Annotated in this window: 15 protein-coding genes and 1 pseudogene; 8 read left to right on the top strand and 8 right to left on the bottom strand. The window is 70.4% G+C overall.

Translation table 11 applies throughout. The features are described 5' to 3' along the window. Positions 1-179: 179 nt before the first annotated feature. Positions 180-884 (bottom strand): hypothetical protein, encoded by a 705-nt coding sequence (locus ACZ7L1_RS19075; RefSeq protein WP_471438523.1) that lies wholly within the window; start codon positions 882-884, stop codon positions 180-182. Positions 885-1124: 240 nt separating this feature from the next. Here ACZ7L1_RS19075 and ACZ7L1_RS19070 point away from each other — a divergent pair, with 240 nt between their 5' ends. After that, a complete protein-coding gene (locus tag ACZ7L1_RS19070) occupies positions 1125-1862 on the top strand; it encodes an AfsR/SARP family transcriptional regulator (RefSeq protein ID WP_471438521.1) in 738 nt (245 codons plus the stop codon). Positions 1863-1942: 80 nt separating this feature from the next. On the opposite strand, the gene glnA is transcribed toward ACZ7L1_RS19070, so the two are convergent. Beyond that, entirely contained in the window at positions 1943-3304 is a 1362-nt protein-coding gene (gene glnA, locus ACZ7L1_RS19065; RefSeq protein ID WP_471438520.1) for a type I glutamate--ammonia ligase, read from the bottom strand. A 326-nt stretch (positions 3305-3630) separates the two neighbouring features. On the opposite strand from glnA, the pseudogene ACZ7L1_RS19060 reads away from it, so the two are divergent. Both ACZ7L1_RS19060 and ACZ7L1_RS19055 read left to right on the top strand, forming a co-directional pair. Continuing rightward, positions 3631-4275: pseudogene (locus ACZ7L1_RS19060) on the top strand (hemin transporter); the annotation flags it as partial. Between the two features lie 157 nt (positions 4276-4432). Next, positions 4433-4975, top strand: coding sequence for a DUF4232 domain-containing protein (locus tag ACZ7L1_RS19055; RefSeq protein WP_471438518.1), 543 nt, complete (start codon positions 4433-4435; stop codon positions 4973-4975). 132 nt (positions 4976-5107) lie between these two features. On the opposite strand, the gene ACZ7L1_RS19050 is transcribed toward ACZ7L1_RS19055, so the two are convergent. After that, positions 5108-5542 (bottom strand): RrF2 family transcriptional regulator, encoded by a 435-nt coding sequence (locus ACZ7L1_RS19050; protein WP_471438517.1) that lies wholly within the window; start codon positions 5540-5542, stop codon positions 5108-5110. A gap of 152 nt (positions 5543-5694) precedes the next feature. Between ACZ7L1_RS19050 and ACZ7L1_RS19045 the strand changes: the two genes are divergently transcribed. From ACZ7L1_RS19045 to ACZ7L1_RS19030, 4 genes are all read left to right on the top strand, one after another. Beyond that, a complete protein-coding gene (locus ACZ7L1_RS19045; protein ID WP_471438515.1) occupies positions 5695-6423 on the top strand; it encodes a DUF3105 domain-containing protein in 729 nt (242 codons plus the stop codon). Beyond that, a complete protein-coding gene (locus ACZ7L1_RS19040; RefSeq protein ID WP_471438513.1) occupies positions 6420-7049 on the top strand; it encodes a DUF305 domain-containing protein in 630 nt (209 codons plus the stop codon). The genes ACZ7L1_RS19045 and ACZ7L1_RS19040 overlap by 4 nt, the downstream gene beginning before the upstream one ends. A 296-nt stretch (positions 7050-7345) precedes the next feature. After that, a complete protein-coding gene (locus ACZ7L1_RS19035) occupies positions 7346-9289 on the top strand; it encodes a S53 family peptidase (protein ID WP_471438512.1) in 1944 nt (647 codons plus the stop codon). A 162-nt stretch (positions 9290-9451) separates the two neighbouring features. Next, a complete protein-coding gene (locus tag ACZ7L1_RS19030) occupies positions 9452-11500 on the top strand; it encodes an NAD(+) synthase (RefSeq protein ID WP_471438510.1) in 2049 nt (682 codons plus the stop codon). A 24-nt stretch (positions 11501-11524) separates the two neighbouring features. Here the strand turns inward: ACZ7L1_RS19030 and ACZ7L1_RS19025 are convergent, their stop codons facing one another. Beyond that, positions 11525-11782 (bottom strand): DUF397 domain-containing protein, encoded by a 258-nt coding sequence (locus ACZ7L1_RS19025; protein WP_471438508.1) that lies wholly within the window; start codon positions 11780-11782, stop codon positions 11525-11527. A gap of 137 nt (positions 11783-11919) precedes the next feature. On the opposite strand from ACZ7L1_RS19025, the gene ACZ7L1_RS19020 reads away from it, so the two are divergent. Next, entirely contained in the window at positions 11920-12255 is a 336-nt protein-coding gene (locus tag ACZ7L1_RS19020) for an RICIN domain-containing protein (protein WP_471438545.1), read from the top strand. A 96-nt stretch (positions 12256-12351) separates the two neighbouring features. Here ACZ7L1_RS19020 and ACZ7L1_RS19015 read toward each other — a convergent pair whose 3' ends face one another. From ACZ7L1_RS19015 to ACZ7L1_RS19000, 4 genes are all read right to left on the bottom strand, one after another. Next, positions 12352-13566 carry an MFS transporter gene (locus tag ACZ7L1_RS19015; protein WP_471438507.1) on the bottom strand — a complete coding sequence of 405 codons (1215 nt, stop codon included), beginning with the start codon at positions 13564-13566 and terminating at the stop codon, positions 12352-12354. A 101-nt stretch (positions 13567-13667) separates the two neighbouring features. Beyond that, positions 13668-14702, bottom strand: coding sequence for an endonuclease/exonuclease/phosphatase family protein (locus ACZ7L1_RS19010; RefSeq protein WP_471438505.1), 1035 nt, complete (start codon positions 14700-14702; stop codon positions 13668-13670). Between the two features lie 205 nt (positions 14703-14907). Next, positions 14908-15537, bottom strand: coding sequence for a TetR/AcrR family transcriptional regulator (locus ACZ7L1_RS19005; protein WP_471438503.1), 630 nt, complete (start codon positions 15535-15537; stop codon positions 14908-14910). Positions 15538-15630: 93 nt separating this feature from the next. Continuing rightward, entirely contained in the window at positions 15631-17220 is a 1590-nt protein-coding gene (locus ACZ7L1_RS19000; protein ID WP_471438501.1) for an MFS transporter, read from the bottom strand. Positions 17221-17447 lie beyond the last annotated feature (227 nt).

Below are 17447 nucleotides of genomic sequence, written 5' to 3'. Positions count from 1 at the left end.
GCTCCCACTCTGCGTTCGTCAGGTCTCCGCGTCCCATGCAGTCAGCCTGCCCCCAACACCTCACTCGCGGAGGGAGATCCGAGAAACAGCGCCTAGCAGCGCACTAGCTGGACGGCGGTGACGGGGCGGTCCACACCGCCCCGTCACGGGTGTCACGCGCTTGCCGGCTCACCACGCCGTCAGCGCTTCTGGTTCTGCTTCTGGTTCTGGTTCTGCTTCTGGTTCTGGTTCTGCTGCTGGTTCTGGTTCTGCTGCTGGTTCTGGTTCTGCTGCTGGTTCTGGCCGGGCTGCGTCGGCTGGGCGAGGCAGGCGGAGAAGAGGTCCTTCGCCTCGGCGAGGCCCTGCCGGTAACCGTCGATGAAGTCCTGGGACTCACCGATCAGCGACCGCCTCACCGCTTTGCCCTGCTCGCAGGAGGCCAGGCCGTCGGAGCGTCCGGCCTTGACGCCGGCTGTCTTGTCGGCAGCGGCCGTCCCGGGCTGGGTGGTTCCGGGCTGGGTGGTTCCGGGCTCGGTGGGCGTGGTCGTGGTCGTGCTCGGTCCCAAACCAGGGCAGGTGGCCGACCCTCCCGAGGTCAGGCCCGTCAGCTGGAAGTTCCGAGCCGACAGACTGATGCCGCCGACGCCGACATTGCCAGTGGCATCTGCGGGCTGGCTCGTGATCACTTGCCCATCCGCGGAGATGCGCACCGTTTCGTTGGCCGCGAATCCGCTGCCCCGGACCGAGCCGAAGGGGTTGGGGGGCGCATTGGAGATCGCCGAACAGACCGCGTTCGGTACCGCCGTGGCCGAGGAGTCCGCGGCCGACGCAGAACCGCTCGGGACCAGCAGGCAGGAGGCGCCCAGCGGGAGGCCGAGCAGCCCGAGGTACCACGTGCGACGCATGAGTCTCTCCTTTCGAGGGGTCCCCCCAGCCTTGCCGTCCGGGTGTGACGCAGGCGTGACGGCCGCGTGTCCAGGCATCGGGACGCTACGCCGGACGGGCGATGAAGGAGGCCGCTGACCTGCACTTTCGGCTCGCGCGTCTCGCCGCGACAACATCGCGAAGGTGGTGCAGCATGGCTGGAGGGCGAGCCTTGGGCTTGCTCAATCGTCAACAGTCCCTGTTGCGAGAGAGCGAGGATCATGGACCGCAGCAGCCGTAGAGAAGAGTCCTTCAGCCCTGTACGCATGGCGCTCCTCGGCGGCTTCGATCTGAAGATCGCCGACGAGCAAGTGGACATCCCGCCCGGATCCGCACGTCTTCTGGGATTCGTGGCACTCACTTGCCAGGGTGCCGTCTCCAGAGCGCTGGTCGCGGGGTCCCTCTGGCCCGAGGCGCCCGATCGATGCGCCTATGCCAACCTGCGGTCGGCCCTGTCGCGCCTGAACGGCGTCGGCAGGGAAGCCCTGGACGTCAGCACGACGGAGGTGCGCCTGGCCCGGGAGGTCAGTGTCGACTTCCACCACGCCCAGTCGCTTGCTCACTTCGTTCTCGGTCCCGACATGTCGCCCGAGGACCCCAAGGTCGGCATGGAAACCATCCATGCGCTGTCCACGGACCTGCTTCCGGGCTGGTACGAGGACTGGGCGCTGCTGCAGGCGGAATCCTGGCTGCAGCTTCGCACCCACGCCTTGGAGAAGCTGGCGGAGAGCTTCATCTCGGCGGGACGGTTCGCCGAGGCCGTGGCCGCCGCGCACGCGGCCGTGTGCGCCAGCCCACTGCGGGAAAGCTGCCAGGCGCTGCTGATCCGGGCCCACCTCGCGGAAGGCAACCCGTCGGAGGCGCTGGGCGTCTTCGAACGCTACGAGGAGCATCTCCAGGCCGAAATGGGCCTTCAGCCCACACCGCGACTCAGCGAACTCGTCTCCGACCTGCCCTAGACTCCGGGCCGCCCGGTCGGTGGGGCGGCGGCACCGACCGCCGGCCCCCATGAAGACCTCGGAGCGACCTCTCAGCGCCCTCAGAGCACCGGCAGGTTCTTCCGCAGCTCGAACGCCGTGACCTCCGAGCGGTACTCCTCCCACTCCTGCTTCTTGTTGCGCAGGAAGAAGTCGAACACGTGCTCGCCCAGCGTCTCGGCGATCAGGTCGCTGCGCTGCATGAGCGTGAGCGCCTCGCCGAGGTTCTGCGGCAGCGGCTCGATTCCCATCGCGCGGCGCTCGGAGTCCGTCAGCGCCCACACGTCGTCCTCGGCGCCCGGAGGCAGCTCGTAGCCCTCCTCAATGCCCTTCAGGCCGGCGGCCAGCAGGACCGCGTAGGCCAGGTACGGGTTCGCGCCGGAGTCCAGCGAGCGGACCTCGACACGGGCCGAGCCCGTCTTGCCCGGCTTGTACATCGGGACCCGGACCAGGGCCGAGCGGTTGTTGTGCCCCCAGCAGATGTACGACGGCGCCTCGCCGCCGGCGCCCGCGGTGCGCTCGGCGCCGCCCCAGATCCGCTTGTAGGAGTTCACCCACTGGTTGGTGATCGCCGAGGTCTCCCCGGCGTGCCGCAGCAGGCCCGCGATGAAGGAGCGGCCCACCTTGGACAGCTGGTACTCCGCGCCGGACTCGTAGAACGCGTTCCGGTCGCCCTCGAACAGGGACAGGTGCGTGTGCATACCGGAGCCGGGGTGCTCGGAGAACGGCTTCGGCATGAAGGTGGCCTGCACGCCCTGCTCCAGCGCCACCTGCTTCATGACCAGGCGGAACGTCATGACGTTGTCGGCGGTGGACAGCGCGTCGGCGTATCGCAGGTCGATCTCCTGCTGGCCCGGGGCGCCCTCGTGGTGGGAGAACTCGACCGAGATGCCCATCGACTCCAGCATGGTGATCGCCTGGCGGCGGAAGTCCATGCCGACGTTCTGCGGGGTGTGGTCGAAGTAGCCGGAGTTGTCCGCCGGCGTCGGGCGGCTGCCGTCCAGCGGCCGGTCCTTCAGCAGGAAGAACTCGATCTCGGGGTGGGTGTAGAAGGTGAAGCCGAGGTCGGAGGCGCGGGCCAGGGCGCGCTTGAGGACGTACCGGGGGTCCGCGAAGGACGGCGAGCCGTCCGGCATGAGGATGTCGCAGAACATACGGGCCGTGCCGGGGGCCTCCGCGCGCCAGGGCAGGACCTGGAAGGTCGACGGGTCCGGCTTGGCGATCATGTCGGACTCGTAGACGCGGGCGAAGCCCTCGATGGCGGAGCCGTCGAAGCCGATGCCCTCGTCGAACGCCTGCTCAAGCTCGGCAGGGGCCACGGCCACGGACTTGAGGAAGCCCAGCACGTCCGTGAACCACAGGCGTACGAACCGGATGTCGCGCTCCTCCAAGGTCCGGAGCACGAACTCCTGCTGCTTGTCCATCTTCCGCTTCCCCATCCTTGCTGGTCAGGCCGCCTGTCTCCCGCACCACGGGAGGCGGTCGGGCACCTGAGCATCCCACCACAACAGCATTTCATGCGCGTTGCGGACCTTGATCGGCCGCCCGACCCCGGGCTGAACGCCTCGCATACGGCAGGTGTCTGCTCTGACGCCCATCTTGCCTGTTCGGCGGCCCATACGTAATGGCCGATCTCGTCCCTCTCTCCCGTCCCTTAATTTGCATCGTAGATGCAAGTTTTATTACGGTGCCGACGGCCGAGCGGGCCGAAGCCCACTCTTCCTCCACAAAAGGAGTCCCGATGCTCTCCATCCCCGACTTCCGCCCCGGCCAGTACGTCTCCGTCCGCGTGGAACTCCCGGACGGCGCCCGGCAGATCCGCCAGTACAGCCTGTCCGCCGCTCCGGGCTCCCCGCTGCGCCAGATCGACGTCAAGCGCGTCCACGGCGGCGACACGCCGGACGGCGAGGTCTCCGGTCACCTCCGCGCGCGCGTGCGGGAGGGCGACACGCTGGAGCTGTCCGCCCCGTACGGCGACCTGGTCCTGGACGCCACCGACGCACCCCTGCTGCTCGCCTCCGCCGGCATCGGCGTGACCCCGATGATCGCCATGCTGGAGCAGCTCGCCCGCACCGGCCACCGCGCCCCGGTCACCGTGGTGCACGCCGACCGCTCCCCCGCCACGCACGCCCTGCGCACCGACCACGAGGGCTTCGCGGCCAAGCTGCCGGACGCCGCCGTGCACTTCTGGTACGAGCAGGACGCCCCGAAGGCCGCGCACACGGGCCTCGTGGACCTGTCCGCCGTGCCGGTCGCGTCGGGCACGCGCGCGTACCTGTGCGGTCCGCTGCCCTTCATGCGCGCGGTGCGCGCCCAGCTGATCGAGCAGGGTGTGGCCCCCGCCGACATCCACTACGAGGTGTTCGGGCCGGACCTCTGGCTCGCGCAGGACTGATCCCGCTGCGGCTGCCCGGCTGGCCGGTGAGGGCTCTTGGTGCGACGGTGGATTGGCGAGGCTCGTGAGGCAGAAGAGACCTTCGAGGACGTGAGGTCGAGCCACCCACCTTCGAACGCGGAGGACAGCGCTCATGGCACGCACAACGAGGAAACGCATGGGGACGATCTTGTCCGCGGCCGCGGCCGGAGCTGTCGCGGCAGGCCTGCCGGCCGCAGTCCTTGCCCCTGCCGCTGCCGCCGCGACGGCGGACGGGGCCACCTCGCCACGAGTGACGGTCGCCCCGTGCACGAGCGCGCAGCTCGTCGCGAGCAGCGCACGGCGCCTGGCGTCGGGCCAGGTGGCGGTCACGGTCGTCAACCAGGGCCCTGGTGCGTGCGTGCTGAAGGGTTTTCCCACCGTCGCCCTCGCGGGCCTGGGCTCGCCCGACAGGAACAAACCTCTCCAGGTCGTCGACCAGGGCGCCTCGGGACCGGTGGCGCTGGCAGTCGGCGTCCGGGCCTCGACGCAGCTCACCTTCACGCCCGTCCTCGGCGAGGCGAGCGGGTACTGCGCGTCCGGCGCCACCCCCTCCGTCGCACCCTCGATCGTGGTGGGCGTCGCGGGCGGGCGCCAGCAACTGGCCCCGGACGACGGCGGCGACTTCGCCCTCTGCGGGACCAGTGTGCGCGCCACCGCCTTCCGAGCCACGGGCGCCTGAGCCGGGCGGACGCGGAACCGCCTGCCGTGCGCCGTCCAAGCTCACCCCGCCCTCGTCCTGCTCAGGAGCGCGGACACACTTTCCCCGCCACCCACAGGCGCGGGAGAAGGTCGAGACCCCGGGCATTCGCCGTCACAGTACGGAGGGCATACCGAGAATCAGCGGCCCCGTAGGCGCCGCCACCACGTCCTGCACCGTCACCGGGTCCAGCGAGGCGAAGAACGCCTCCTGGGCCCGGCGCAGTGCGCCCCGCAGCCGGCAGCCGGTGTGCAGGGGGCAGGGCGTGGGGCCCTCGCAGTCGACGACGTCGCCGTCCCCCTCGAAGCGGCGCACGACCGCGCCGACCGACGCCGTGCGCCCGGCCTCGGTGAGCGTGAGCCCGCCGCCCCGGCCGCGGCGGGCCTCGACCAGTCCCATGTGCGTCAGCTCGGCCACGACCTTCGCGGCGTGCGTGTACGGCACGTCCATGGCCCCCGCGACCTCGCGGGTCGTGGGGCTGGAGCCGCCGGCGACGGCGAGCCGCATCAGGACCCGCAGCGCCAGGTCGGTGGAGCGCAACAGTCGCATGCCGCCAGCGTAGATAATGCGCATCCCGGCTTCAAATTATTCGGCGGGAAGGCCGCCCCCTCGGCCATTCGGGTGGTCCGACCTGGGCCCAGGGACTCCCTCCCCACTACGATCAGCCGTCCCGAAGGTCCCTTTCCCCCGAAGGACGCACCATGGGCTCCGCCCCCACCCCCGGTTCCGCCGAGCGCAAGGCCCGCATGGAGCAGATGCGCCGTGCGGAACGCGCACATGAGCGCCGCAGCCGCATCCTGACGATCACGGCGAGCGTGCTCGTCGTCGCCGGTCTCGTCGTCGGCGGGGTGGTCCTCATCGACTCGCAGTCCGGGAGCAAGGCCTCGGCGGCGAGCGGCTCGAAGCACTCGGCCGGCGGCTCCGAGGGCTCGGCGAGCGGCTCCAAGGGCTCGGCGAAGAGCTCCCAGGACACCGGCCACTTCGTCACCGGCAAGGACGGCGTGCGGATCTGGACGGGCAGGCTGTCCCGCAATCACGTCACCACGAGCGTGCCCTACCCGATGCACCCGCCCGTGGGCGGCGACCACAACCCGGTCTGGCTGAACTGCAACGGCGACGTCTACACCGAGCCGGTCAGGGACGAGAACGCCGTGCACTCGCTGGAGCACGGCGCGGTGTGGGTGACGTACAGCGGCAAGGCGTCGAAGGCCGACGTGTCCGCGCTCGCGGCGAAGGTGAAGAGGACGCCGTACACGCTGATGAGCCCGTACGGGAACCAGGCGAGCCCGATCATGCTCACGGCCTGGGGCCACCAGCTCTCCGTGAACAGCGCCGACGACCCGGGCGTCGACAAGTTCCTCGCCACCTACGTCCAGGGCGAGCAGACGCCCGAGCCGGGTGCCTCCTGCACCGGCGGGACGATGCGATGAGCCGGCGCATCGGCTGGATCGCCGGGGCCGCGGCGGCGGCCCTCGTCGCGACGGGCGCGATCACGTACGCGGTCGCCGAGGACGGCGGGTCGGGGAGCGTCCGCGTGCCCGCCGCGGACTCGGCGGACGCCGGTTTCGCGCGGGACATGGCGGTCCACCACCAGCAGGCCGTCGAGATGTCGTACATCGTGCGCGACCGCACCGGGAACGAGGAGGTGCGCCGCCTCGCGTACGACATCGCGCAGACCCAGGCCAACCAGCGCGGCATGCTGCTGGGCTGGCTCGACCTGTGGGGGCTGCCGAAGGTGTCCTCCGAGCCGCCGATGACGTGGATGGGCATGGGCGGCATGGCCTCCGGCAAGGACGGCGCGCTGATGCCGGGCATGGCGACCGACGCGGAGCTGAACAGGCTGGGCGAACTCAGCGGCAAGCAGGCGGAGATCCTCTACCTGCAACTGATGACCGACCACCACAAGGGCGGCATCCACATGGCCGAGGGCTGTGTCGCCAAGTGCACGGTGGGCGTGGAGAAAAGGCTCGCGCAGGGCATGGTCGACGCACAGCGGTCGGAGATCGGGCTGATGACGACGATGCTCGAGGAACGCGGCGCCGAGCCACGCACCTGACGCCACCGGTCTGCATACAAGTCGACAAAGCGGCCTCCGATCGGAGGCCGCCGCAAGGGCGTCCCGACAATCGCAACCTTTCCGCAACACACGGGGAATCCCCAAACCCACCCAAACCGCCCATAGTCGCGGGCACTTGGGATTTCCTTGGCCTTTTCATTCCCCTGGCATGAACGGTTCATCGAAAGAGTGGCCCCCATCGTGTGATCCATTCACCGCGCCGTCATCGCGCTGTGCTCTACGCGGATCACATCGACCGACCACTACATGCGACGAACCGCATCGCAGGGGGTTCTATGAGATCCAACCGCGCCAAGGCGCGCGCCGGGGTGAGCCTGGCAGCGACACTGCCGCTGCTCGCCGGCGCAGTGGCGCTCGGCATACCCGCGGCGCACGCCGCGGACAACCCCGGCCGGCAGGCTCTCGCGGGCACCAAGCCCGCGTGGGCGACGGCCACGGCGGACAAGGGCGCGACCTCCGACAGCGCCCAGGTCTCCGCCCGGGTCTACCTCGCCGGCCGTGACGCGCGCGGCCTGGCCGCCTACGCGAAGGCCGTCTCCGACCCGCACTCGCCGTTGTACGGCAAGTACCTGAGCGCCAAGCAGGCGCAGGCGCGCTTCGGCGCGGCCAAGGAGCAGGTCGCCGCGGTCACGTCGTGGCTGAAGGCGTCGGGCCTGAAGGTCACCGCCGTCACGCAGCACTACGTCGCCGTGACCGGTGACGTGGCCGCCGCCGAGAAGGCGTTCGGCACGCAGCTGCACAACTACGCCAAGGGTGGCAAGACCTACCGTGCGCCGTCGAAGGCGGCCACCGCGCCCGAGGGCCTGAAGGGCGCAGTCCTGACCGTCACCGGCCTGGACAACGCCCCGCACAAGGCGAACCACGACGACCAGCTGCCGCCGCCGGAGACCGTCTTCCGCAACTCCGGGCCGTTCTCCTCCTACTACGGCTCGAACACCGCGACGACGCTGCCGGAGGCCTACGGCCACGAGATCCCGTACGCCGTCAAGGGCTACACGGGCAAGCAGCTGCGAGCCGCGTACGGCGCGGGCACCCGCACCGGCAAGGGGGTGCGCATCGCCATCACCGACGCGTACGCCTCCCCGACCATCGCCTTCGACGCGGCCACCTACGCGAAGAAGCACGGCGACGCCGCCTGGACCACGAGCCAGCTGCGCCAGGTGCTGCCGGACCAGTACACCAAGACCAAGGAGTGCTCGGCCGCCGGCTGGTACGGCGAGGAGACGCTCGACGTCGAGGCCGTGCACGCGGTCGCCCCCGCCGCGAACGTCACGTACGTCGGCGCCGCCTCCTGTTACGACGACGACCTGCTCGACTCGCTCAGCAAGGTCGTCGACAACCACCTGGCCGACATCGTCTCCAACTCCTGGGGCGACATCGAGGCCAACCAGACCCCGGACCTCGCGGCCGCCTACGACCAGGTGTTCCAGTTCGGCGCGGCCGAGGGCATCGGCTTCTACTTCTCCTCCGGCGACAACGGCGACGAGGTCGCCAACACCGGTACGAAGCAGGTCGACACCCCGGCCAACTCGGCCTGGGTGACCGCGGTCGGCGGCACCTCGCTGGCGGTCGGCAAGAACGACACGTACCAGTGGGAGACCGGCTGGGGCACCGAGAAGGCCCTGCTGGCGGCGGACGGCAAGAGCTGGGTGAACTTCCCCGGCGCGTTCACCTCGGGCGCGGGCGGCGGCACCAGCAAGACCGTGGCGGAGCCCTACTACCAGAAGGGCGTCGTCCCGGACGCGCTGGCGAAGGCCAACGGCACCGACGGCAACCGCGTCGTCCCGGACATCGCGGCGATCGCCGACCCCAACACCGGATTCCTGGTCGGCCAGACGCAGACCCTGCCGGACGGCAAGACGCAGGCGTACGACGAGTACCGCATCGGCGGCACCTCGCTCGCCGCGCCGGTGATCGCCGCCGTCCAGGCGCTGGCCCAGGAGGCCCGCGGCGGCCAGCCGATCGGCTTCGCCAACCCGGAGATCTACGCCAAGTACGGCTCGAAGGCGTACCACGACGTCACGGACAACCCGACGGGCTCCGGACTCGCCGTGGCGCGCGTCGACTTCGTCAACGGCCACGACGCCACGGGCGGCATCGCCACCTCGGTCCGCAGCCTCGGCAAGGACAGCTCGCTGTCCGCGGTGAAGGGCTACGACGACGTGACCGGCGTGGGCTCGCCCGCTCCCGGCTACGTGGAGTCGTGGCGCCGCCACTGAGGCACCGCCGGCAACGGCACCTCGAGGGGGCGTGGGGTGGGTCCACCCCGCGCCCCCTTCGCCGTGCGTAGGGTGGGTCCACCCCGCGCCCCTTCGCCGTGCGTGGGGTGGCACACACCCCGCACCACCCCATCGCGTCGCTCTGACGATTACACTGGGCCCGTGCCTCCGTTGAACTTCTGGTCGATCTATCAGCATGGCTTCGCACGCGTCGCCGCGTGCACGGGTCACACCGTCATCGCGGACCCGCACGCCAACGCCGAAGCGGTCCTGCGCCACGCGCGCCGGTGCGCCGGGGAGGGGGTCGCCGTCGCCGTCTTCCCGGAGATGGTGCTGTGCGGCTACTCGATCGAGGACCTGCTGCTTCAGGACGCGCTGCTCGACCAGGTCGAGGAGGCGCTTCAGGACGTGGTGACCGGGTCGGCGGATCTGCTGCCGGTCCTGGTCGTCGGCGCCCCGCTGCGCCACCGCAACCGGGTCTACAACTGCGCGGTGATCGTGCACCGCGGCCGCGTCCTGGGTGTCGTGCCCAAGTCGTACCCGCCGAACTACCGGGAGTTCTACGAGCGCCGGCAGATCGGCGACGGCGCCGACGAGCGCGGCGGGTCGATCCGCGTCGGCGGCGAGGCCGTGCCCTTCGGCGTGGATCTGCTGTTCGCGGCCGAGGACGTCCCCGGTCTGGTGCTGCACGCGGAGATCTGCGAGGACATGTGGGTGCCGGTGCCGCCCAGTGCGGAGGCGGCCCTCGCCGGTGCGACTGTCCTCGTCAACCTCTCGGGCAGCCCGATCACGGTCGGACGGGCCGAGGACCGCAAGCTGCTGTGCCGCTCGGCGTCCTCCCGCTGCCTCGCGGCGTACGTCTACGCGGCGGCCGGGCTGGGCGAGTCGACCACCGACCTGTCCTGGGACGGCCAGACCATGATCTACGAGAACGGCGTGCTGCTGGCCGAGACCGAGCGGTTCCCGCTCGGCGACAGCTACGCGGTGGCCGACGTGGACCTCGACCTGCTGCGGCAGGAGCGGCAGCGCATGGGCACGTTCGACGACAACCGCCGCACGCACCGCGCGCGGACCGGCGACTTCCGGACGGTCTCCTTCGAGCTCGATCCGCCGCTCACCGACCTGGGGCTGCGCCGTCGCCTGGAGCGCTTCCCGTTCGTTCCGGCCGACCCCGACCGCCTCGCCCTGGACTGCTACGAGGCGTACAACATCCAGGTCGAGGGCCTCCAGCAGCGCCTCGCGGCGATCGGCGGCCCGAAGGTGGTCATCGGGGTGTCGGGCGGCCTGGACTCCACGCACGCGCTGATCGTCGCCGCCCGGGCGATGGACCGCGCGGGCCGTCCGCGCAGCGACATCCTGGCCTTCACGCTGCCCGGCTTCGCCACCAGCGACCACACCAAGGACAACGCCCACAAGCTGATGAACTCGCTCGGCGTGACCGCTGCCGAGCTGGACATCACACCCACCGCGCGGCTGATGCTGGAGGAGATGGGCCACCCGTTCGCCTCCGGCGAGCCGGTGTACGACGTCACCTTCGAGAACGTGCAGGCCGGGCTGCGCACCGACTACCTGTTCCGGCTGGCCAACCAGCGCGGCGGCATCGTGCTGGGCACCGGGGACCTGTCGGAGCTGGCGCTCGGCTGGTCCACATACGGCGTGGGCGACCAGATGAGCCACTACAACGTCAACGGCGGGGTGCCGAAGACTCTGATCCAGCACCTGATCCGCTGGGTGATCAGCAGCGGCCAGTTCGACGAGGAGACGGGCAGGACGCTCGCCGCGATCCTCGACACCGAGATCAGCCCGGAACTGGTACCGGGCGAGGAGATGCAGTCCACCGAGTCCAAGATCGGCCCGTACGCGCTGCACGACTTCACGCTCTTCCACGTGCTGCGCTACGGCTTCCGGCCCTCCAAGATCGCCTTCCTGGCCTGGCACGCCTGGCACGACCCCGAGGCCGGCGCCTGGCCGCCGAACTTCCCCGAGGCCAAGCGGGTGGCGTACGACCTGCCGGAGATCCGGCACTGGCTGGAGGTCTTCTGCCGTCGCTTCTTCGCGTTCGCGCAGTTCAAGCGGTCGGCCATGCCGAACGGGCCGAAGGTCTCGGCCGGCGGTTCACTCTCTCCGCGCGGCGACTGGCGCGCCCCGTCCGACGGCAACGCGCGGGCCTGGCTGCGGGACCTCGCCCGCTTCGACGCCCCGGAGGCGTGACGGTGACGGCCCCTGGGCCCCGGTTCACCTCTTCAGCGAGGCGACGAAGGGGGCCCAGGCGGCGGCGGTGAGGACGAGGACGAGGCCGTCGGGCACCTTGGAGTCACGGACGGGGACGAGGCCGGGGATGTTGTGGGCGACTTCGACGCAGGCGTCCTCGAAGTCGCCGCTGTAGGTCGACTTGCGCCAGAGGGCGGCGCCGGGGAAGTCGCTGGCTACTTCTACGCATTCCCCGCCGTCACCGTTGCTGTGGCTGCTCTTGAACCAGAGCGCATCACTCAAGTCGATCCGGCTGCAGTACGTGCAGCCCGGCCGCCAGAAGACGACCGGCCGGCCGTCGGCCGCGCTGAGGCGCTGCGCCTCCGCCGCACCGATCGACCCCGGGAAGACGAGAGGCGAAGCTCCTCGGCCAGCGGTGGATCGCGGACTACTCCACCCGTTGGCTGGACTACAACACCGAAGGCGGCCTCGGCTGGATCGGTGAAGCCCCGCTGGAGATCCAGGTACCGGGGGCCTCGGGCAAGTGCCTGGACGTGCAGGGGTCCGGGAAGACCAACGGCACCCCGGTGCAGATCTACACCTGCAACGGCAGCAGCGCCCAGAGGTGGCAGGTGTGGGCGGTCTACGACGGCCACTACACCCTGGCGAACGTCAACGCGCAGAAATGCCTGGAGGTGCTGAACGGCGCCAACGCCGACGGCACGAAGATCCAGATCAGGGACTGCGGCAGCAGCAAGGCGCAGCAGTGCCCGTGACGCACCCCACCACCCCGCCGCTCCATTCCTGCCGCACCGGATCCAGCCGGTCCGAGCACCCAGTGAGATCGGGTCCAGGGGCGGAGCCCCCCGGGGTCAGGGATGCAGGGCGCCGGACTGCGCGGGGACGTGGGTGGCGACCACCCGGCCCACCCGGACATCCTCCCGCCGCCGGTCCACCGCGTAGGCCACCCCGGCCACCGCCAGCCCCAGCACCGCCAGCCCCGCCCCGGCCACCGCCGGAGAGGTCACGCCGAAGCCCGCGGCGAGCGCGAGGCCGCCGATCCACGCTCCGCCCGCGTTCGCCATGTTGAACGCCGCCTGGTTCGCCGAGGAGGCCAGCGACGGCGCCGCCGACGCCTTCTCCATCACCATCAGCTGCAGCGGCGACCCGGTGACGAACGCCGCCATGCCCAGCAGTGTCACCGCCAGGGTGGCGCTCCACTGGGCGCTCATCAGGAGCGGGAAGAGGGACAGGACCGCCGCCAGCGACGTCAGGCCGCCGAACAGCGTGCCTCGCAGCGAGTGGTCCGCCAGCCGGCCGCCCATCAGGTTGCCGATCGTCGCGCCCACGCCGAACAGGGCCAGCAGGAGCGTCACGCTCGAGTCGGCGTAGCCCGCCGCGTCCGTCAGCATCGGCGTGACATAGCTGTACGCCGAGAACAGCGCGCCGAAGCCCGCCACCGTCGTTCCCAGTGCCAGCCACACGGGCAGCGAGCGCAGGGCGGCCAGTTCGCCGCGCAGGCCGCCGGCCGGGGCGTGGGTGTGGTCGTGCGGGATCAGCAGGAAGAGGGAGGCGATCGCGGCCAGGCCGATCGCGCTCACGCCCAGGAACGTCGCGCGCCACCCCAGGTGCTGGCCCATCAGCGTGGCCACCGGCACGCCCGCGATGTTCGCGACCGTCAGGCCCAGGAACATCAGCGAGACCGAGCGGGCCTTGCGCTCGGGCGCCACCAGGTTGGTGGCGACGACCGCGCCGACGCCGAAGAACGCCCCGTGCGGCAGCCCGCTCAGGAAGCGGGCGGCCAGCAGCGAGTCGTAGCCGGGCGCCAGCGCCGAGAGGGCGTTGCCCAGCACGAACAGGGCCATCAGACCGATCAGGACCGTGCGCCTGGACATGCGCGCGGTGACCGCGGCGAGCAGCGGCGCGCCGATCACCACGCCCAGGGCGTACGCCGAGACCAGGTGCCCGGCGGTGGGGATGGATATGTGCAGGTCGTCCGCGACATTGGGCAGGAGGCCCATCATCACGAACTCGGTCGTGCCGATGCCGAAGGCGCCCACGGCGAGGGCGAGCAGGGCCAGGGGCATGAGGTGCCTGTGCCTTTCCAAAACGAGGTTCCGTACGTCGTCGTCTGCGTTCGTATGTTCACGTACGGAACAAAGTCTGGCAGGCCCAGTATTCCGCCGGGTTAAGACGTGGTGACGTTCACACGCGCCGCCACCGGCAGATGGTCGCTCCCCGTCCGCGGCAGCGTCCACGAGCTCACCGGGTCCACGCCCCTGACCATGATCTGGTCGATCCGCGCCATCGGGAACGACGCCGGCCAGCTGAACCCGAACCCGCTGCCGGCCGCGCCCTGCGTCGAACGCATCTGGGACGTGACGGCGTTGAGCGCTCGGTCGTTCATGGTGCCGTTCAGGTCGCCGAGCGCGATCACCTTGCCGAGCTTCTCGTCGGCGATGGCCTCCCCGAGCGCGTCCGCGCTGGTGTCCCGCTGCCGCGCCGTGAACCCGGCCGCCAGCTTCACCCGCACGGAGGGCATGTGGGCGACGTAGACGGCGACCTCGCCCTCCGGCGTTTTCACGGTGGCCCGCATCGCCCGCGTCCAGCCCAGCTTGATGTCCACGGGCTCGACCCCGCTCAGCGGGTACCTGCTCCACAGCCCGACCGTGCCCTGCACCGAGTGGTACCCGTACGTCGACGCCAGCGCCCGCTCGTACACCGGCACCGCGGACGCCTTCAGCTCCTCCAGCGCCAGCACGTCCGCGCCGGACGCGGCCACGTCCCGGGCGGTGCCGGACGGGTCGGGGTTGTCGGCGTTCACGTTGTGCGTGGCGACGGTCAGGTCGCCGCCGCTGCCGCTCTTGTCGCCGAGCAGCCCGCCGAAGAGGTTCAGCCAGACCGTCACGGGCACCAGCACCGCGATCAGCGCCGTCGCCGACTTCCGCAGCAGTGCGAGGATCAGCAGCAGCGGCACACCCACGATCCCGAACCACGGCAGGAACGTCTCCGTCAGGGAGCCGAGGTTTCCGACCCTGTTGGGGATCCGCGCGTGCAGCAGCATCACCAGGGCGAGGACCACCGCGAGCGCGGCCAGGACGATGCCGCGGCGCCAGATGCCGCGGTCACCGCGCAGACCGTCGTACAGGCGCCGGAGCCGGGATCCTCCGCGGCCCGGCCCCGTGCCGCCGCCACCCGTCTCCGTCATGTACGCCTGCGTCATACCGTCGCCTCACACCTTGCCGTGCACACCGTCGTCCCCCCGCGGTAACGACCCTAGGGGATGATCGGCTCCGTCCCTGCCGCCCCGTGACGGCCGTACGCGCACGAGGACGAACGAGGCGGCGTACGGAGTTCCGAACGGGGGTTCCTGAGGGGACTTCTGTGACGAAACGCGCACACACGCCCGGGAAACCGGCACGTGGGCGTTACGATCTGACGGGTCGTAGGCCTTCCAGTGCCGTGTCGACGATCCGCTCGCTCAGGCCCTCCTCGAGTGGCGCCTCGGGGCGCAGCAGGGAGCGTACGAGCATGGGGGCGACCAGCATGTCGTTCATCAGATCGAGGTCCACGTCCGTGCGCAGCTCGCCGTTCCGCTGTCCGCGACGCAGGATGTCGAGGCTGAGCCGGCGCCGGGGTGCTATGACCGTCGCGTGATAGGCGGCCCAGATCTTGGGGCTGGACTTCATCTGCGCGTGCACGTTGCGCAGGATCGCCGAGGAGCGGCTGGCCAGGGCGCGCTGCCGCAGCCACTCCAGCAGCATGACGAGGTCGTCGCGCATCGAGGTGCCCGGCAGTTCGGGGTCCTCGGGGTCGGCGGAGCGCAGGACGTCGACGAAGAGGTCCTCCTTGTTGTTCCACCGCCGGTAGATGGTGGCCTTGCCGACACCCGCGGTGCGGGCGATGCGCTCTATGGACAGGTCGGCGAGGGACACGCCGTCCTCGATGAGTTTCATCACCCCTTCGATGATGGCCCGTTCGACGGCCTCGCTGCGTGGACGTCCGCGCACGGGCCACTCCTGCTGCTGGGTCCGGGGCCTGCTCTCGGCGAGGCTCACGTTCGACTCCGTCCTTCGCGGGCGGTGGGATGTTCCCCCGCTGTCTGTCGTCAACGGGCACCCGGCTGTCCGAGTGCCCGCCTTGACGTACCGTCAGTGATCGGCCGCGACCAGCTCCGGCTCCTCCGTGCCGGTCCGCGCGGGCGCCTTCCCGGGCAGGAACAGCGCGACCACCACCGCGCCGAGCACCGCCACGCCCGCGCCCCACAGCGCGGTGACGTGCATGGCGTGCAGGAAGGCGTCGTTGGCCGGGGAGACGAGGACCCTGCCCTTCGGGCCGAGCTTGGAGGCCACACCGAGGGTCGCCTCGATGGATTCGCCCGCGGTGTGGCGTACGCCGGCCGGCAGGAACGTCAGCTTGTCCTGGATGCCGTCGCGGTACGACGTCGACAGCACCGAGCCGAGCACCGCGATGCCGAGCGCGCCACCGACCTGACGGAAGGTGTTGCTGAGCGCGGACGCGGAGCCGGCCTTCTCGCGGGGAAGTGCCTGCATTATGACGACACTGGTCGGGGTCATGATGTGTGCCATCCCGGTGCCCATCAGGAAGAACAGGACTTCGAGGATCCAGATGGGCGTGTCCGCCGTCAGGGCGGCGAACGCGGCGAGCATCGCGGCGATGATGAGCATGCCCGCGGTGGTCGTGGCCTTGTTGCCGAACCGGTCGACCACCAGCCGGGCACGCGGCGCGAAGATCAGTTGTGCGGCGGCCAGCGGCAGCAACAGCAGACCGGCCTGCAGCGGCGAGTAGCCGCGCACGCTCTGGGTGTAGAAGACGGAGAAGAAGGTCACGCCCATCAGCGCGAAGAAGACCAGGGAGATCGCGGTGATGGCCGAGGAGAAGGCCTTGTTCTTGAAGTAGCCGACGTCGATGGACGGGTGGTCGCTGCGCTTCTCGAACACGACGAAGAGCGCGAGGACGGCGAGACCGGCCAGTATGGTCCCGATCACCTTGGTGTCGGTGAAGTCGGCGAGCTGGCCGCCCTTGATGATGCCGTAGACGAGCAGGACCAGGCCGACGACGGACAGCACGACGCCGATGGGGTCGAGGCGCCCTGGGTTGGGGTCGCGGGAGTCGGGGACCAGCCAGATCATCAGGGCGAGCGCCAGGATCACGATCGGCACGTTGATCAGGAAGACGGAACCCCACCAGAAGTGGTCCAGCAGCACCCCGCCGGTGATGGGCCCTATGGCGATGGCGAGGCCGACGCCGCCGGCCCAGATGCCGATGGCCTTGGGCTGCTCGTCGCGCTCGAAGACGTTCATGAGGACGGCGAGCGTGGCCGGCATCACGAAGGCCGCGCCTAGAGCCATGAGGGCGCGGAACGCAATCAGCTGATCGGGTGAACCGGACTCCGCGGCGAGCGCCGACCCCGCGCCGAACACCACGAGACCGGCCAGCAGCGCCTTCTTCCGGCCCAGACGGTCGCCCAGCAGCCCCGCGGTGAACAGCAGCCCGGCGAAGACGAGCGTGTAGGCGTTGATGGCCCACTCCAGCTCGCTCTGGGTGGCGCCGAGGCCGGTCGGCGCGGGGGTGGAGATCGTCTTGATGGCGACGTTCAGGATGGAGTTGTCGAGCACCACGATCAGCAGGCTGAGCATCAGCGCGCCGAGGATGGCCCACCGGCGCCGGTGCACGGCATCGGGCACCCGCCGTTCGACAGGGGCAGCAGGGGTAGTCATATGAGCGAGCCTAGGCGACTTCCGATACGGAACCGTCTCGTATCGGAAGTCTTTACGGACTCCTTAAGGAGAGATCCGGGTCACGTGTCCGGCCCCATACGGGAGACGCAGGCCCGGCCCCTCGGGGTTGAACGGGCTCCCCGCCCGGCGGGGCGCCGGGTGCGCCCCCTGCCCTAGCCGCGCGTGGCACGAGGTGCCACCATGGGAGTGGTCCGGGGACGCCGTCA

The sequence above is a fragment of the Streptomyces sp. NPDC107546 genome, assembly GCF_055639175.1.
The sequence above is the reverse complement of the archived record's forward strand: the minus strand, read 5'-3'. Positions and strand labels throughout refer to the sequence as shown.

What these genes read in the sequence shown, in the direction of transcription:
- glnA (WP_471438520.1), bottom strand. Translation starts at nt 3,304, where the DNA reads ATGGACAAGCAGCAGGAGTTCGTGCTCCGGACCTTGGAGGAGCGCGAC.
- ACZ7L1_RS19070 (WP_471438521.1), top strand. Translation starts at nt 1,125, where the DNA reads ATGGACCGCAGCAGCCGTAGAGAAGAGTCCTTCAGCCCTGTACGCATG.
- ACZ7L1_RS19015 (WP_471438507.1), bottom strand. Translation starts at nt 13,566, where the DNA reads ATGCCCCTGGCCCTGCTCGCCCTCGCCGTGGGCGCCTTCGGCATCGGC.
- ACZ7L1_RS19045 (WP_471438515.1), top strand. Translation starts at nt 5,695, where the DNA reads ATGGGCTCCGCCCCCACCCCCGGTTCCGCCGAGCGCAAGGCCCGCATG.
- ACZ7L1_RS19035 (WP_471438512.1), top strand. Translation starts at nt 7,346, where the DNA reads ATGAGATCCAACCGCGCCAAGGCGCGCGCCGGGGTGAGCCTGGCAGCG.
- ACZ7L1_RS19075 (WP_471438523.1), bottom strand. Translation starts at nt 884, where the DNA reads ATGCGTCGCACGTGGTACCTCGGGCTGCTCGGCCTCCCGCTGGGCGCC.
- ACZ7L1_RS19000 (WP_471438501.1), bottom strand. Translation starts at nt 17,220, where the DNA reads ATGACTACCCCTGCTGCCCCTGTCGAACGGCGGGTGCCCGATGCCGTG.
- ACZ7L1_RS19055 (WP_471438518.1), top strand. Translation starts at nt 4,433, where the DNA reads ATGGGGACGATCTTGTCCGCGGCCGCGGCCGGAGCTGTCGCGGCAGGC.
- ACZ7L1_RS19050 (WP_471438517.1), bottom strand. Translation starts at nt 5,542, where the DNA reads ATGCGACTGTTGCGCTCCACCGACCTGGCGCTGCGGGTCCTGATGCGG.
- ACZ7L1_RS19040 (WP_471438513.1), top strand. Translation starts at nt 6,420, where the DNA reads ATGAGCCGGCGCATCGGCTGGATCGCCGGGGCCGCGGCGGCGGCCCTC.
- ACZ7L1_RS19010 (WP_471438505.1), bottom strand. Translation starts at nt 14,702, where the DNA reads ATGACGCAGGCGTACATGACGGAGACGGGTGGCGGCGGCACGGGGCCG.